The sequence below is a fragment of the Xanthobacter sp. NM-25 genome, assembly GCF_022138605.1.
In the GTDB taxonomy this organism is placed as follows: domain Bacteria; phylum Pseudomonadota; class Alphaproteobacteria; order Rhizobiales; family Xanthobacteraceae; genus Xanthobacter.
The window spans coordinates 38,882-53,623 of the sequence record NZ_JACBFS010000005.1 but is presented as its reverse complement, the minus strand read 5'-3'; the positions used below and the strand labels follow the sequence as shown (position 1 = coordinate 53,623).

The following is a 14,742-nucleotide window of genomic DNA, read 5'->3' as shown; positions in this document are numbered from 1 at the left end:
CCTCACACGTCCATCCATTGAGAAGTCAGGCCGCCGCCCGTGCCGCGCGCTCGCGCTGGATCACTTCCGAGGCGAGCTTGAGATAGGCCTGCGAGCCCGCGCATTTCAGGTCATAGAGCAAAGCGGGCTTGCCGTAGGACGGCGCCTCCGAGATGCGCACATTGCGCGGGATGACCGTTTCATAGACCTTCTCGCCCATGAAGGCGCGCACGTCCTGCACCACCTGCTCCGACAGGTTGTTGCGGCCGTCATACATGGTCAGCACGATGCCGTGAATCACCAGGTTGGGGTTCAGCCCCACCCGCACCTGGTCCACCGTCTTCATCAGCTGCGAGAGGCCCTCCAGGGCGAAGAACTCGCATTGTAGCGGCACCACGATGGCATCGGCCGCAGCCATGGCATTGACCGTCAGCAGCGACAGGGACGGCGGGCAATCAATCAGCACATAGGTGAAGCGCGGCGCCCGCACGTCCGCCGCCAGCGCCTCGATGGCCTGCCGCAGCCGGAACGCGCGATCCCGCGCCGAGGCGATCTCCAGCTCCAGTCCGGAAAGATCGAGGGTGGACGGCGCCACATAGAGGGCGGGAACCCCGGTCTCCATCAAGGTATCGCGCAGGCTCGCCTCGCCCACCAGCACATCATAGGTGGAGCGCTGGCGGGCGCGCCGGTCGATGCCGAGGCCGGTGGAGGCATTGCCCTGGGGGTCCAGGTCCACCACCAGCACGGTCTCGCCGATGGCGGCAAGGGCGGTGCCCAGATTGATGGCGGTGGTGGTCTTGCCGACCCCGCCCTTCTGGTTGGCCAGGGCCAGCACCCGCGGCCGCGCGGAAGGGGCGGCGGGCTTCGGCACCGACGCGGTGGGAATGAGATCGGTCATGGGTTCACGATCCTCGATCACATCTGATCTGTTCGAGCCGGGCGGTCGCGTCGACAGACGCTCCGAGCCTTCGATGACGTCATGGGGCGGCGAAAGCGGCGGGCCGCTTCACCCAGAATTGCGCTGCGCGCTCTTCACCACCACGATCCGCGCTTCCGGATCGGTGTGGCTGGGGGCAAGGTCGACCGCCAGTGTCCAGCCTTTGCGCGCCTCGGTCAATTCGCGTTCCGTATCCCGCCCCTTGGGAAACAGGGCCAATGCACCGGCCGCGAGAAAAGGTGCGGCCAGATCAAGAAGTTTGACGAGCGGCGCCAGCGCCCGTGCGGAAACCACATGGGTGCCCGGCGCCAGAGCGCCCGCCACCTTCTCGATGCGCGCCGCATGCACCTCCACCGGCAGACCGATGACCCGCGCTGATTCGCGCAGAAACGCCGCCTTGCGGCTGTCGCTTTCCACCAGAATCACCCGGGCATCCGGGCGCTCGGCCAGCACTGCCGCCACCACCAGCCCGGGAAAGCCGCCGCCGGAGCCGAGGTCCACCCAGCGCCGAGCGCCCGGCGGGGCGAGCTGCACCAGCTGCAGCGAATCGGCCACATGCCGCTGCCACACAGCGGGAAGGGAGGCCGGGGCCACCAGATTGATGGTGGGCTGCCAGCGCAGCAGCAGATCCACAATGCCGGACAGACGCTGGAACGTTTCACGTGAAACAGCGGCCTCCACCGCCGCCATCGCCGCGCCGTCGCCCCCGTCGGTCCGCACCCTGCCTGCGCTCACGCCGCTATCCCCGTTATCCACCGTCATGATGCGGCGCGGTCATCCGCCGCCCGCCGCGCGCCGCCCTCACGCCGCGCATAAGTCGCCAGCAGGGCCAGCGCGGCGGGGGTCATGCCCTCCATCCGCCCGGCCTGACCCACCGTGCGCGGCCGCACCCGGGCGAGCCGCTGCTTGAGCTCGTTGGATAGGCCGGGCAGAGCGTCATACACAAGGTGCTCCGGCAGCAGCAGCGCCTCATCCCGCCGCAGCACCGCAATATCCGCCGCCTGCCGCTGCAGATAAACGGCATATTTGGCGTCCGTCTCCAGCTGCTCGGCAATGCGCGGATCGAGCCCGCCCAGCTCCGGCCACACCTGGGCGAGCCGCGCCACATCCATCTCCGGATAGGCGAGGAGATCGAAGGCTGAGCGCCGCTGGCCATCGCGGTTCACCTGCAGCCCATGGCGCTGCGCCTCGGTGGGCGTGAGGCTGAGGTCTTCCGCCAGCCGTCGTGCCGCCTCCAGCGCCGCCATGCGCGCCTCGAACACCGCCGCGCGCTCCGCGCCAACCAGGCCGAGGTCGAGCCCCAGGGGGGTGAGCCGCTGGTCCGCATTGTCCGTGCGCAGGGTGAGGCGGTATTCAGCCCGCGAGGTGAACATGCGGTAGGGCTCGCTCACCCCCCGCGTCACCAGATCATCCACCATCACGCCGAGATAGGCGGTGGCGCGGTCGATCACCACCCCCTCGGCACCGCCGGCACAGCGGGCCGCGTTGAGGCCAGCGAGCAGGCCCTGGGCGGCGGCCTCCTCATAGCCCGTGGTGCCGTTGATCTGGCCGGCCAGGAACAGGCCGGGCACCCGGCGCGCCTCCAGAGTGGGGGCCAGCTCGCGCGGGTCCACATGGTCATATTCGATGGCATAGCCCGGTCGCAGCACCGCCACCCGCTCCAACCCGGGAATGGTGCGCAGGAAGGCCACCTGCACCTCCTCCGGCAACGAGGTGGACAGGCCGTTGGGATAGACGGTGGCGTCATCCAACCCCTCCGGCTCCAGGAAGATCTGGTGGCCGTCGCGATCGCCGAAGCGGACGATCTTGTCCTCGATGGACGGACAATAGCGCGGCCCGCTGCTCTCGATGCGGCCGGAATACATGGCCGAGCGCGACAGGTTCGCGCGGATGATCTCGTGGGTGGCCGCCACCGTGCGGGTGATGCCGCATTTTACCTGCGGGTTGGGCAGGCGCGTGGTGAGCGCGGAGAACGGCCCGGGCGGATCATCGCCGGCCTGCATCTCCAGAGCCGACCATTGGATGGTGCGCCCGTCGAGCCGTGCCGGCGTGCCGGTCTTCAGCCGGCCGAGGGCGAGCCCCAACCGCGCCAGGGCAGGGGAGAGGCCGAGGGCCGGCTGCTCACCGATCCGCCCGGCGGGAAAGCTCACCTCGCCCATGTGAATGAGCCCATTGAGAAAGGTGCCGGTGGTCAGCACCACGGCGCCCGCCCGCAACCGGCGCCCATCGGCAAGCCGCAGGCCGGTGATGCGGCCGGCGGCCGTGTCGAGATCCGCCGCCTCGCCCTCGATCACCACCAGCCCCGGCTGCTGCGCGAGGGCCTGCTGCATGGCGCGGGCATAGAGACGACGGTCCGCCTGGGCCCGCGGCCCCCGCACCGCCGGGCCCTTGCGCCGGTTCAACACCCGGAACTGGATGCCCCCGGCATCGGCCACCCGGCCCATGAGCCCGTCGAGTGCATCGATCTCCCGCACCAGATGCCCCTTGCCCAGCCCACCAATGGCCGGATTGCACGACATGGCGCCCACCGTCGCCACCTGGTGGGTAACGAGGGCCGTGCGGGCACCGGCGCGGGCGGCTGCGGCGGCAGCCTCGCAGCCGGCGTGGCCGCCGCCGACAACGACGACATCGAACGTTCCGCCATCAACGGGCAGGGCATGGGGCTGCAGGGGGCAGGGCGTGCTCATGCCTTCTGGAAACGCCCTTGCGCGCGGCGCGTCAAGATGGCGGGCTAAAGACGGCCGGGTTCGATGCCTGTTTCACGTGAAACAGCTTCGCTCCGCCCCCGCTGCCCCGGCGTCCATGTTTCACGTGAAACCCCTATTTGCCGATGCAGAAGCTGCCGAACAGAGCGTCAAGCACATCCTCCACGTCGATCCGTCCGATGAGCCGATCGAGGGCGCGGGCGGCCAGCCGCATCTCTTCGGCCTGCAGTTCCCCGGCCTCCCCCGAAAGCCGCAGCGCCTGCTCCACATGGCCGACCGCTGCCTCCACCTCCCGGCGTTGCCGGGCCCGCGACACCAGCGCCGGCTCACCCCCGGCCAAGGCGCCGGCGCGGGCTTCGATCTGCGCCAGCACTGCCTCCAGCCCGGTGCTATCGCGCACCGACACGCCCTGCCACCCGGCCGGCACCGGCCCGCCTTGATCGACCTTGGTGCGAAGGCGCAGGGCCGTGGAAAGGGCAGGGGGCGGCGGCTCCGCATCCTCGCTCAGCCACAGCACCACATCCGCCGCTTCCGCCCGCGCCAGGGCCCGGCGCACGCCCTCGCTCTCCACCAGGTCCGACGTCTCCCGCAGGCCGGCGGTGTCCAGCACCGTCACCGCCTGTCCGGCAATCTCGAAATGGACCTCCAGCACATCGCGCGTGGTGCCGGCCACCGGCGAGACGATGGCCGCCTCCCGGCCCGCAAGGCGATTGAGCAGGCTGGACTTGCCCGCATTGGGCGGCCCGGCCAGCGCCACCACCAGCCCGCCACGCACCCGCTCGCCGCGCCCGGCGTCCCGCAGCGCCTGGGTGAGCCCGGCGCGCACCGGCGCCAAGGCGGCGAGGATCTCTTCATCCAAGCCCTGCGGCACGTCACCTTCATCAGCAAAATCGAGGCTCGCTTCCCGCAGGGCGAGGGCCCGCACCAGCCCGTCGCGCCAGCCCTCCACCTGGCGGGAGAGGGCGCCCGAGGCGAGGGCCAGGGCCTGCCGCCGCTGCGCCTCGCTCTCGGCGGCAATCAGATCGGCCAGCCCCTCCACCTCGGCGAGATCCAGCTTGCCGTTGGCGTGGGCGCGGCGAGTGAACTCGCCCGGCTGCGCCAGCCGCAGGCCGGGCCGGTCACCAAGCGCGCTCAGCACCGCGGCTACCACCGCCCGGCCGCCGTGCAAATGCAGCTCCACCACATCCTCCCCGGTGGCGCTGGCGGGGCAAGGGAAGAACAGCTGCAGCGCCTGGTCGAGAATGTCCCCCTCGGGTCCGCGCAGGGGGCCGAAGCGCGCCCGGCGCGGCACCGGCAGCGTTCCCGCCAGCGCACGCAACGCCTCCGGCGCGCCGGGCCCGGAGATCCGCACCACGGCCACGCCGCTGGGCGGCTGGCCCGAGGACAGAGCGAAGATCGTATCGGCGGGCGCCATCCATTCCTCACCACGCTGCGCGGGTGGCTCACCCGCTGACCGGTGCGAGCTATGAACCAAGCCACCGCCATCGCCAAGCGCGCGGCGCGAGACCGGCTGTCTGCGCCACGGCCCCTCGGCTCTTCCGCCGGCCGGCATTAGTCTTGCGAGAGGAGGGGCCACCCGCCGGCTGCCGTCACGCCATGTGTGGAGCCGGACAATCGCACGCCCGCTAGAGACCGCTCACGCCTCCAGGATCTGCCCATGACCCAGCCTTCCGCGCCCCCTTCGCCGCCGCCCTCCGCCAACCGCCTGGCGGGAGAAACCAGCCCCTACCTGCTGCAGCACAAGGACAACCCGGTCCATTGGTGGCCCTGGGGGCCGCAGGCGTTCGCCGAGGCTCGGGCCACGGGCAAGCCCGTGCTGCTGTCGGTGGGCTACGCCGCCTGTCACTGGTGCCACGTGATGGCCCATGAGAGCTTCGAGAATGCGGAAACGGCGGCGCTGATGAATGCGCTGTTCGTCAACATCAAGGTGGATCGGGAAGAACATCCCGATGTGGACCAGATCTACATGTCGGCCCTGCAGCAGCTGGGCGACCATGGCGGCTGGCCACTGACCATGTTCCTCGATGCCGAGGGCCGGCCCTTCTGGGGCGGCACCTATTTTCCGCCCACCGCCCGCTATGGACGGCCGGCCTTCACGGATGTGCTGCGCCAGATCTCCGCCGCCTACCGGGATGAACCGGACAAGATCGCCAAGAACACCGATGCCATCCTGGACAGCCTCAGGGCGGCCAGCGCCCCCGCCGCCGGCGAAAGCCTCGGGCCACAGGAGCTGGCGACAGCGGCGGCGCGCATCGCCGCGCGATTCGATCCCGTCCACGGCGGGCTCAAGGGCGCCCCCAAGTTTCCCCAATGCGGCCTATTGGAATTCCTCTGGCGGCGCGGCCTGCGCGAGGGGCGGCCGGAGCTGCGCGCGCACATGACCCATACCCTCGACCGCATGTGCGAGGGCGGCATCTATGATCACATCGGCGGTGGCTTCGCCCGCTATTCCGTGGACCAGATCTGGTTCGTCCCGCATTTCGAAAAGATGCTCTCCGACAATGCGCAGCTGCTGGAGCTGCTGGCGCTCGCCCATCTCGACACCGGCGCAGCCCTGTTTGCCCGGCGCGCGGCGGAAACGGTGGACTGGCTGCAGCGCGACATGCTCACCGAGGAAGGCGCCTTCGCCGCGAGCCTCGATGCCGACAGCGAGGGCCACGAAGGCCGCTTCTATGTCTGGAGCGCGAAGGAGATCACCGCTCTGCTGGGAGCGGAGGACGCCGCCATCTTCAACCGCTTTTATGATGTGACACCCGCCGGCAACTGGGAGAGCGGCAATATCCTCAACCGCACCGATGCCGGCGCCATCAGCCCCGAGGACGAGGGGCGGCTCGCCCCAATGCGGGCAAAACTGGCCGCGGCGCGCGCCCGCCGGCCGCCGCCGGGTCGCGATCACAAGATCCTGGCGGACTGGAACGGCCTCACCATCGCCGCCCTGGCGTGCGCCGGCGGCGCCCTGAACCAACCGGCCTGGATCGCTCTTGGTGCCCAGGTGTTCGAAACCGTGCTGCGGCAGATGACGCCGGGCGGGCGGCTGGTGCACAGCCTCTGCGCGGGCAAGCGGGTCGGCCCCGCGCTCTCCTCCGACCTCGCCGCCATGGCAAAAGCGGCCCTCGCCCTGCACGAGGCCACCGACGCGCCCGCCTATCTGGCGCACGCCGCACGCTTCCTCGACACCCTTGAAGAGCACCACCGCGATGCGGCCAGCGGCGCCTATTTCCTCACCGCCGACGATGCGGAAGACCTCATTCTGCGCCCGCTCACCAGCCACGACGAAGCGGTGCCAAACCCCAATGGGGTGGCGGTCGATGCGCTGATGCGCCTCGCCGCGGTGACGGGAAAGGAGCTGTGGCGCACCCGCGCCGATCGCATACTCGCCGGCCTTGCCGGGGCGGTCGCGGGCAATATTCTCGCCCATGGCGCGCTGCTCAATGCCTTCGACACCCGGCTCGGCCTCGCCGAAGTCACCGTGGTGGGACCCCGTGCGCCCGAGCTGAAAGCCGCTGCCCTGGCGCTGCCGTTTCCCCTGCGTGCCCTGCGCACCGCCACGCAGGCCGACGCGAACGGATCGGACAGCTTGATGGCCGCCCGTCTGGCGGCGGCACCCGAGGGCGGCGCGGCCTTCGTCTGTATTGGCGAACGCTGCACGCCACCGATCACAGATCCAGCGGCAGTGCGGGAGACGGTGCTGGACCTGCTCACGCAGGGGGCGATGAACTGAGCCCAAAACGACCATGGGCCTTAGAATCGATTCTAAGGCCCATGGAGGGGAAAGACGGGTTTTATGAAGAATGGATCGGATAAGGGATCAGATTGCCGTCCTGAGAGCTCTCATTCGATCAATTTTTTCGATGTTCGTGGCTGAAGTTATCTATTTTTCTTATCAGGCGACAGCCTCATCAATACCGCCCGCTCACCCCGGCTGATCCTCCGCCGGGGGCTCATATTTCAGCCACAGCGCCTTCTCGCCCATGGAGGCGACGAAGGCCGCGTGAGCGGTGGCCTCCTCGGCATGGATGCGCGGCGGCAGCGGTGTCGGACGCGGCCGCACCGCCTTCGCCTCCACCACCAGCCGCGGCGCTTCGCTTGAATCTTCCACCAGCCCCATCAGGCTGGCCTGCCGGCCGCCGAGCAACTCGCTGTAGACCTCGGCCAGCAATTCGGCATCGAGCAGCGCGCCGTGCTTCACGCGGCGCGAGCTGTCGATGCCGTAGCGGTTCATGAGGTCGTCAAGACGATTGCTGGTTCCGGGGTGCTTGCGCCGCGCCAGCGCCAGCGTATCCACCACCCGGTCGCGGGCGATCAGCGGCCGGCCGATGCGCTCCAGCTCCGCATTGAGAAAGCCGATGTCGAACGCGGCATTGTGAATCACCAGCGTGTCATCGGCGATGAAGTCGAGGAACGCGTCGGCCACGGTGGCGAACACCGGCTTGTCGGCGAGGAACTCGCTGGACAGGCCATGCACGTTGAAGGCTTCCACCGGCATGTCCCGCTCGGGATTGATATAGACGTGATAGACCGTGCCGGTGAGGATGCGGTTGACCATCTCCACGCAACCGATTTCCACCAGCCGGTCACCGCCGCGCGCTTCCAGGCCCGTGGTTTCCGTGTCGAGCACGATCTCCCGCATGTCTCGCCTCTCCGCGCCGGATGCCCATGTGATCTCTCACCCGTGATGCACCCCGGGAAGCCGGGGTTCAAGATGAGGTCGGCGATCCCTCCACCGGCAGGCGGCGACCGGGCCCGCAAAGGGCGCGCAGCACGCCGGCCACCTGGTGGCGCGCGGCCTCGAAGCCGCGCCCGGTATCGACGATGAAATGCGCCCGCCGCCGCTTTTCCGCATCGGGCATCTGCTTGGCCAGAATGGCGTGGAACTTATCCTGCGTCATGCCCGGCCGGTCCAGCACCCGCCCGCGCTGCACCTCCGCCGGCGCACTCACCACCACCACCGCATGGGTGCGCCGGCTGCCGCCGGTCTCGAACAGCAAGGGGATGTCCAGCACCACCGCCCGCGCGCCACGGCCGCGCGCCCGCGCCAGAAACGCGAGCTCCTGCGCGCCCACCAGCGGATGAACGATGGCTTCCAGCCGCGCCATGGCGGCAGCATCGCCCAGCACCCGCGCGCCAAGCGCCGTGCGATCCACCACGCCATCGCGCACCACGCCGGGGAATGCGGCTTCCACCGGCTCCACCGCCGCGCCACGATAGAGCATGTGCACGGCGGCATCCGCATCATGCACCGGCACGCCGAAGCTGCGAAACATAGCGGCAGTGGCCGATTTGCCCATACCGATGGAACCGGTGAGACCGAGGATCCACATGGCTTACGCCTCCAGCTGGCCCTTGGCCCTCAAATCCTCCACCAGCAGCGCGCGCAGCTCCGGCGTCACGTCCGGGCGCACGCCGAACCAGCGCTCGAAGCCCGGTACCCCCTGGTGCAGCAGCATGCCCAGGCCATCCACCGTGCGCAGCCCGCGGGCTTCCGCCGCCTTCAGGAACGGCGTGCGCAGCGGCACATAGACGATGTCCGTCACCACTGCTTCTGCCCGCAGCGGGGCAAGGTCGAGCTCCAGGGGCGCCTTGCCCTTCATGCCCAACGAGGTGCAATTGACCAGCACGTCCGCTGCGCCAAGCACCTGGCCCACCCGCCGCAATTCCATCGGCTTGACAGTTGCGCCATAGGGCGCCGCCACCGCTTCCGCCCGCGCCAGGGTGCGGTTGGCCAGGATCACGCGCTCAAACCCACGCCCCACCAGAGCGTGAACCACCGCCCGCGAGGCGCCGCCCGCGCCCAGCACAACGGCCGTATTGCGCGAGCCATCCCAGCCCGGAACGGTCGCGTCGAGATTGGCGAGAAAGCCGTAGCCATCGGTATTGGCGCCGCACAGGCGCCCATCTTCCAGCCACAGCGTGTTGGCCGCCCCCAGCGCCACCGCCGAAGCATCCGCCTCGTCGAGCATGGAGAAGGCGATTTCCTTGTTGGGCGCCGTCACATTGCAGCCCACATACCGCCGTGCGCCGAGCCCGCGATACCACGCGGCCGCGCCTTCCGGCGGCACGTCCTCCCGCTCATAGGCACCGGCGATGCCATAGCGCTCCAGCCAATAGCCATGCAGCAGCGGCGAGCGGGAATAGCTGACCGGATGGCCGGTAATGCAGGCCCGACGGGTCACGGCAGCAGCCCCTGCTCGCGGAAGAAAGGCAGCAGCTGCAACAGCGGCAGGCCGAGAATGGTGAAATGATCACCCTGCACGCGGGTGAACAGATGCACGCCCACGGATTCCAGCTGATAGGCCCCCACCGAGGTGAGAACCCGCTGGCCGGCGGCGCCCAGATAGGTGTCGAGCATATCTTCCGTCAGCGGCCGCATGCTGAGATAGGCGGAGGTGACCACCTCGAACACCACCGCGCCATCCATCACCACTGCCGCCGCCGAATGCAGGGCGTGGGTCGCCCCTGACAAGCTCTGCAGCTGGCTGCGCGCCGCCTCCACGCTGTGGGGCTTGTGGTAGATCTCACTGCCGAGGGCCAGGGTCTGGTCCGCCCCCAGCACGATCCGCCCGGGCATCGCCGCCGCGCCCGCCATCGCCTTGGCCCGCGCCAGCATCAGGGCGACGCTTTCCGGCGAGACGTCGCCGGCGGCGATCTGCAGGCTGCGTTCATCCACATCGGTGGCGATTGTTTCCACCGGCAGGCCCGCATGCACCAGCAGGCTGAGCCGGGTCGCGCTCTTGGAGGCCAGAACCAGAGGCTGCTCGCTGCGCCAGAGGGATTTGCTGTCCATATGTTCAGGTCTCGGCGATGGCGCGACGACGGCGCTCGTTATAGAGCGCCATGATGGTGGCGGCGGTCTCCTCGATGGACCGGCGGGTCACATCGATAAGGGGCCAACCATTACGGGCACATAGCCGGCGTGAAAAGGCTATTTCCTCGGAAACGGCCTGCCGGTCCGTATAGGAGGACGCCGCATCGGCGGCATTGAGGCCCAGAAGCCGGTTCTGGCGGATCTCCACGATCCGCTCCGGGGTCGCCACCAGCCCCACCACCAACGGCTTCTTGAGACTCTCCAGCCCGGGCGGCAGCGGCATGTTGGCCACCAGCGGAATGTTGGCGCTCTTGATGCCCCGATTGGCGAGATAGATGGAGGTGGGGGTCTTGGAGCTGCGCGACACCCCCAGCAGCACCACATCGGCGGTTTCCAGATCGTGCGTCATCTGCCCGTCGTCATGCATGACGGTATAGTTCAACGCGTCGATCCGCTTGAAATAGCCGGCGTCGAGGGAATGCTGGCCGCCTACCCGCGGGGTCGGCTCACCCCCGAGATAGGATTGGAACAGCCGCACCACCGGTGCCAGCACCGACATGTAAGGCACGCCCACATCCTGGCAGCGCGCCTTGAGACGCTCGCGCAGCTCGCGATCCACCAGGGTGTACAGCACGATGCCGGGGTTGTTCTCAATCTCGCTCAGCACCCGCTCGAGCTGCTTCATGGAGCGCACCAGCGGATAGACATGCTCGATGGGTTGCACGTTCGCATATTGCGCGCAGGCGGCCCGGCCGACGTTGATCAGGGTTTCGCCGGTGGCGTCGGATACGAGGTGCAGGTGGAAGTAACTGGGATTGGGCGATCTGGGATCGGGCACGTTGTCCACCGCTGCTGTGGAAGGCTGTTGAGGAAGGCATGCCCCCTGGCGGGGCGCAAGCCGGTCCTGGGGAAAGGGGGGAAGTCTGTCCACATTTTGACTCGGCGGGACAGATTCCATGCCCCCCCTGTGCGTCATTGTGAATAGCACGCCAGGGCGGCACGTTAATCCTTTGTTAACCGGGCCTCGGCGCCCCTGGGGCACGGGCATAAATGGCCCACTTGAATCGGGATCACATGTGGATCGGTTGTCGATGGCCCTGCGACTGGTTAATCAACCGTAAAGACTCCAAAGACTCTCTCTTTAAAATATATCTCTTAGATTGAAGGCACGGGATGAGCCGCTCTCCGGTGACACGATCACCCTTCCTCGCCGTCCTGGACGGAACCCCCCTTAATCCGCCGCCTCTCTGGATGATGCGCCAGGCCGGCCGCTATCTGCCGGAATATCGCGAGGTGCGGGCGAAGGCGGGGGATTTCCTCACCTTGTGCTACACGCCGGAGCTGGCCGCCGAGGTGACGCTGCAGCCGATCCGACGATTCGCCTTCGATGCCGCCATCATCTTTTCCGATATCCTGGTGGTGCCCCATGCCCTGGGCGTAGGCCTGAGCTTCGCGGTGGGCGAGGGGCCGCGGCTGGAGAAGGTGGACGATGGCGCGCGCCTTGCCCGCCTGCCGAGTACCCTCGATCCGGCTCGGGTGGGCCCGGTCTATGACGCCATCGCCCGGGTGCGGGCCGCCTTGCCGCCCGAGGTGGCGCTGATCGGCTTTTGCGGCGCCCCCTGGACCGTGGCCACCTACATGGTGGCGGGGCAGGGCACCGATGATCAGGCCCCGGCGCGTCTTCTCGCCTTGCGGGATCCCGCCCTGTTCCAGCGCCTCATTGACCATCTGGTGGAGGCCTCCATCGCCCACCTTTCGGCGCAGATCGAGGCCGGCGCCGATGCCGTGCAGATCTTCGACACCTGGTCCGGCGTGCTGGATCCGCTGTCGTTCGAGCGCTGGTGCGCCGAGCCGCTGCGCCGCATCGTCAGTGGCCTGAAGGTGGCGCACCCGCAGGCGCGGGTCATCGCCTTTCCCAAGGGTGCGAGCCTGGAGGCGCTGGAGCGTCTGGCGGCCACCGGCATTCAGGCGGTGGGCCTCGACTGGACCGCGGACCGGCCGGCGGCGCGGGCGCGTCTTGGTGAAAAACTGGCGCTGCAGGGCAATCTCGATCCGTTGCGACTGATTGCCGGTGGCGCGGCCCTGGAGGAGGAGATTGACCGGATCCGCACGGATTTTGCGGGCACCCGGCACATCTTCAACCTCGGTCACGGCATCAAGCCGGAAACACCCATTTCCCATGTGGAAACCATGGTGGCGCGGGTGCGCGCCGCCCGCTGAGGGCCGCCGGGAGGACACGATGCTTTATTTCTGGATCAAGGCCTTGCACGTGATTGCGGTGATCGCCTGGATGGCGGCGCTGCTCTACCTGCCGCGGCTTTTGGTCTATCACTGCGATGCGCCGGCGGGCTCAGCCCAGTCGGAAACCTTCAAGGTGATGGAGCGGCGTCTTCTGAAGGCCATCGGCACCCCGGCGATGATCGTCGCCTGGCTGGCCGGCCTCTATCTCGTGGTGGAGGGCGGCTGGATCACCCAGGGCTGGCTGCATGTGAAGCTGCTGCTGGTGGTGCTGCTGTCCGCCGTGCATGGGCTGGAGGCGCGCTGGGTGCGTCAGTTCGCAGCGGATGCCAACACCCATTCGGCAAAATTCTACCGCGTCATGAACGAGGTTCCGACCCTGCTGATGATCGGCATCGTCATCTGCGTGGTGGTGAAGCCGTTCTGAAGCCAGACCGCGACGAAGGAAGCAGAAGGAAGCACTTGCGCTGGGGCGCAAGCGTGAATATGTTCGCGCTGCTTTCCTCAACGCAGGCGAACGCGCTTTTGGCTGTCCGGTTCCGCTGTGGATCGGCCCGCGCGTCAGGTTCAAGCTGTCGCTCCGGCTGCCCCTGAAGACCTGCGATCCCCGTCCCTCCTCAGATGCCCGCTCCGTGTCCCCCACCGAGCAGGTACGCCCCAAGACTTAATCGAGGCTTTCCCATATGCGGGAAGTGAAACTTCAAGACCTTAAATCCAAAACGCCTGTCGAGCTGCTCGCCTTCGCCGAAGAGAACGAGGTGGAGAATGCGAGCACGCTGCGCAAGCAGGAACTGCTGTTCGCCATCCTCAAGCAGCTGGCGGCCACCGAAACCGAGATCATCGGTGAAGGCGTGGTCGAGGTATTGCAGGATGGATTTGGCTTCCTGCGCTCGCCGGAGGCCAATTATCTGCCCGGTCCGGATGACATTTATGTCTCCCCCTCGCAGATCCGCCGCTTCGGCCTGCGCACCGGCGATACGGTGGAAGGGCAGATCCGCTCACCCAAGGAAGGTGAGCGCTATTTCGCCCTGCTCAAGGTCAACACCATCAATTTTGAAGACCCGGACAAGACCCGGCACAAGATCAATTTCGACAATCTGACGCCGCTTTATCCCGATGAACGCCTCAAGCTCGAGCATGAGGAAAACGCCGGCAAGAAGGACTTCTCCGCCCGCGTCATCGACATCGTGGCGCCCATCGGCAAGGGCCAGCGCGGCCTCATCGTGGCGCCGCCGCGCACCGGTAAGACGGTGCTGTTGCAGAACATCGCCAAGTCCATCACCGCCAATCACCCGGAATGCTACCTCATCGTGCTGCTCATCGACGAGCGGCCGGAGGAAGTCACCGACATGCAGCGCTCGGTGAAGGGCGAGGTGATCTCCTCCACCTTCGATGAGCCCGCCGCCCGCCACGTGCAGGTGGCCGAAATGGTCATCGAGAAGGCCAAGCGCCTGGTGGAGCATGGTCGCGACGTGGTGATCCTTTTGGATTCCATCACCCGCCTCGGCCGTGCCTACAATACGGTGGTGCCGTCCTCCGGCAAGGTGCTCACCGGTGGCGTGGACGCCAACGCGCTGCAGCGCCCCAAGCGCTTCTTCGGCGCCGCCCGCAATATCGAGGAAGGCGGCTCGCTCACCATCATCGCTACGGCGCTCATCGACACCGGCTCGCGCATGGATGAGGTGATCTTCGAGGAGTTCAAGGGCACCGGCAATTCCGAGGTCATCCTCGACCGCAAGGTGGCCGACAAGCGCGTGTTCCCGGCCATCGACATCACCCGCTCCGGCACCCGCAAGGAGGAGTTGCTGGTTCCCGCCGACACCCTCAAGAAGATGTATGTGCTTCGGCGCATCCTCAATCCCATGGGCACCGTGGACGCCATCGAGTTCCTGCAGGACAAGCTGCGGCAGACCAAGACCAACCAGGACTTCTTCGATTCCATGAACACCTGAGGCAAGGCCCGGGCTGCCCGGGCCGACCTTGGTGGCATTGGCCATCGACCGACAACCGCCCGCGGCCCCGACGCCGCGGGCGGTTCTTTTTGGGAACGAACTGGCATCGCCCGCCGGTCCGCGATT

The 14,742-nt window shown here is 67.8% G+C and carries 13 protein-coding genes; 4 read left to right on the top strand and 9 right to left on the bottom strand.

The genetic code is table 11. The features are described 5' to 3' along the window. Positions 1–25: 25 nt before the first annotated feature. The 4 genes from MEU52_RS14675 to mnmE form a co-directional block, all read right to left on the bottom strand. Positions 26–877 (bottom strand): ParA family protein, encoded by an 852-nt coding sequence (locus MEU52_RS14675; protein ID WP_238122400.1) that lies wholly within the window; start codon positions 875–877, stop codon positions 26–28. A gap of 108 nt (positions 878–985) precedes the next feature. Continuing rightward, complete coding sequence (gene rsmG / locus MEU52_RS14670; protein WP_238122468.1) at positions 986–1,606, bottom strand: 16S rRNA (guanine(527)-N(7))-methyltransferase RsmG; 621 nt, start codon at positions 1,604–1,606, stop codon at positions 986–988. 68 nt (positions 1,607–1,674) lie between these two features. Next, positions 1,675–3,603 carry a tRNA uridine-5-carboxymethylaminomethyl(34) synthesis enzyme MnmG gene (mnmG, locus tag MEU52_RS14665; RefSeq protein ID WP_238122401.1) on the bottom strand — a complete coding sequence of 643 codons (1,929 nt, stop codon included), beginning with the start codon at positions 3,601–3,603 and terminating at the stop codon, positions 1,675–1,677. Between the two features lie 133 nt (positions 3,604–3,736). Further along, a complete protein-coding gene (gene mnmE, locus MEU52_RS14660; RefSeq protein WP_238122402.1) occupies positions 3,737–5,035 on the bottom strand; it encodes a tRNA uridine-5-carboxymethylaminomethyl(34) synthesis GTPase MnmE in 1,299 nt (432 codons plus the stop codon). Between the two features lie 243 nt (positions 5,036–5,278). Between mnmE and MEU52_RS14655 the strand changes: the two genes are divergently transcribed. Continuing rightward, complete coding sequence (locus MEU52_RS14655; protein WP_238122403.1) at positions 5,279–7,342, top strand: thioredoxin domain-containing protein; 2,064 nt, start codon at positions 5,279–5,281, stop codon at positions 7,340–7,342. A gap of 192 nt (positions 7,343–7,534) precedes the next feature. Here MEU52_RS14655 and dnaQ read toward each other — a convergent pair whose 3' ends face one another. The 5 genes from dnaQ to MEU52_RS14630 all read right to left on the bottom strand — a co-directional run bounded on the left by dnaQ (position 7,535) and on the right by MEU52_RS14630 (position 11,264). Then, positions 7,535–8,251, bottom strand: a complete 717-nt coding sequence (gene dnaQ, locus MEU52_RS14650; RefSeq protein WP_238122404.1) for a DNA polymerase III subunit epsilon — start codon at positions 8,249–8,251, stop codon at positions 7,535–7,537. A gap of 67 nt (positions 8,252–8,318) precedes the next feature. Continuing rightward, positions 8,319–8,942, bottom strand: a complete 624-nt coding sequence (gene coaE / locus MEU52_RS14645; protein ID WP_238122405.1) for a dephospho-CoA kinase — start codon at positions 8,940–8,942, stop codon at positions 8,319–8,321. A 3-nt stretch (positions 8,943–8,945) separates the two neighbouring features. Beyond that, positions 8,946–9,794: a shikimate dehydrogenase gene (locus MEU52_RS14640; protein WP_238122406.1), complete on the bottom strand. Its 849-nt coding sequence runs from the start codon at positions 9,792–9,794 to the stop codon at positions 8,946–8,948. Continuing rightward, positions 9,791–10,405 carry a Maf family protein gene (locus MEU52_RS14635; protein ID WP_238122407.1) on the bottom strand — a complete coding sequence of 205 codons (615 nt, stop codon included), beginning with the start codon at positions 10,403–10,405 and terminating at the stop codon, positions 9,791–9,793. Before MEU52_RS14635 ends, MEU52_RS14640 begins: the two co-directional genes overlap by 4 nt. A gap of 4 nt (positions 10,406–10,409) precedes the next feature. Beyond that, complete coding sequence (locus MEU52_RS14630; RefSeq protein WP_238122408.1) at positions 10,410–11,264, bottom strand: pyruvate, water dikinase regulatory protein; 855 nt, start codon at positions 11,262–11,264, stop codon at positions 10,410–10,412. 335 nt (positions 11,265–11,599) lie between these two features. On the opposite strand from MEU52_RS14630, the gene hemE reads away from it, so the two are divergent. The 3 genes from hemE to rho all read left to right on the top strand — a co-directional run bounded on the left by hemE (position 11,600) and on the right by rho (position 14,616). Further along, complete coding sequence (gene hemE, locus MEU52_RS14625; protein WP_273546268.1) at positions 11,600–12,646, top strand: uroporphyrinogen decarboxylase; 1,047 nt, start codon at positions 11,600–11,602, stop codon at positions 12,644–12,646. 19 nt (positions 12,647–12,665) lie between these two features. Further along, complete coding sequence (gene hemJ / locus MEU52_RS14620; protein ID WP_238122409.1) at positions 12,666–13,091, top strand: protoporphyrinogen oxidase HemJ; 426 nt, start codon at positions 12,666–12,668, stop codon at positions 13,089–13,091. A gap of 256 nt (positions 13,092–13,347) precedes the next feature. After that, entirely contained in the window at positions 13,348–14,616 is a 1,269-nt protein-coding gene (gene rho / locus MEU52_RS14615; protein WP_238122410.1) for a transcription termination factor Rho, read from the top strand. Positions 14,617–14,742: the final 126 nt, after the last annotated feature.

What these genes read in the sequence shown, in the direction of transcription:
- MEU52_RS14675 (WP_238122400.1), bottom strand. Translation starts at nt 877, where the DNA reads ATGACCGATCTCATTCCCACCGCGTCGGTGCCGAAGCCCGCCGCCCCT.
- rsmG (WP_238122468.1), bottom strand. Translation starts at nt 1,606, where the DNA reads ATGGCGGCGGTGGAGGCCGCTGTTTCACGTGAAACGTTCCAGCGTCTG.
- mnmG (WP_238122401.1), bottom strand. Translation starts at nt 3,603, where the DNA reads ATGAGCACGCCCTGCCCCCTGCAGCCCCATGCCCTGCCCGTTGATGGC.
- mnmE (WP_238122402.1), bottom strand. Translation starts at nt 5,035, where the DNA reads ATGGCGCCCGCCGATACGATCTTCGCTCTGTCCTCGGGCCAGCCGCCC.
- MEU52_RS14655 (WP_238122403.1), top strand. Translation starts at nt 5,279, where the DNA reads ATGACCCAGCCTTCCGCGCCCCCTTCGCCGCCGCCCTCCGCCAACCGC.
- dnaQ (WP_238122404.1), bottom strand. Translation starts at nt 8,251, where the DNA reads ATGCGGGAGATCGTGCTCGACACGGAAACCACGGGCCTGGAAGCGCGC.
- coaE (WP_238122405.1), bottom strand. Translation starts at nt 8,942, where the DNA reads ATGTGGATCCTCGGTCTCACCGGTTCCATCGGTATGGGCAAATCGGCC.
- MEU52_RS14635 (WP_238122407.1), bottom strand. Translation starts at nt 10,405, where the DNA reads ATGGACAGCAAATCCCTCTGGCGCAGCGAGCAGCCTCTGGTTCTGGCC.
- hemE (WP_273546268.1), top strand. Translation starts at nt 11,600, where the DNA reads ATGAGCCGCTCTCCGGTGACACGATCACCCTTCCTCGCCGTCCTGGAC.
- hemJ (WP_238122409.1), top strand. Translation starts at nt 12,666, where the DNA reads ATGCTTTATTTCTGGATCAAGGCCTTGCACGTGATTGCGGTGATCGCC.
- rho (WP_238122410.1), top strand. Translation starts at nt 13,348, where the DNA reads ATGCGGGAAGTGAAACTTCAAGACCTTAAATCCAAAACGCCTGTCGAG.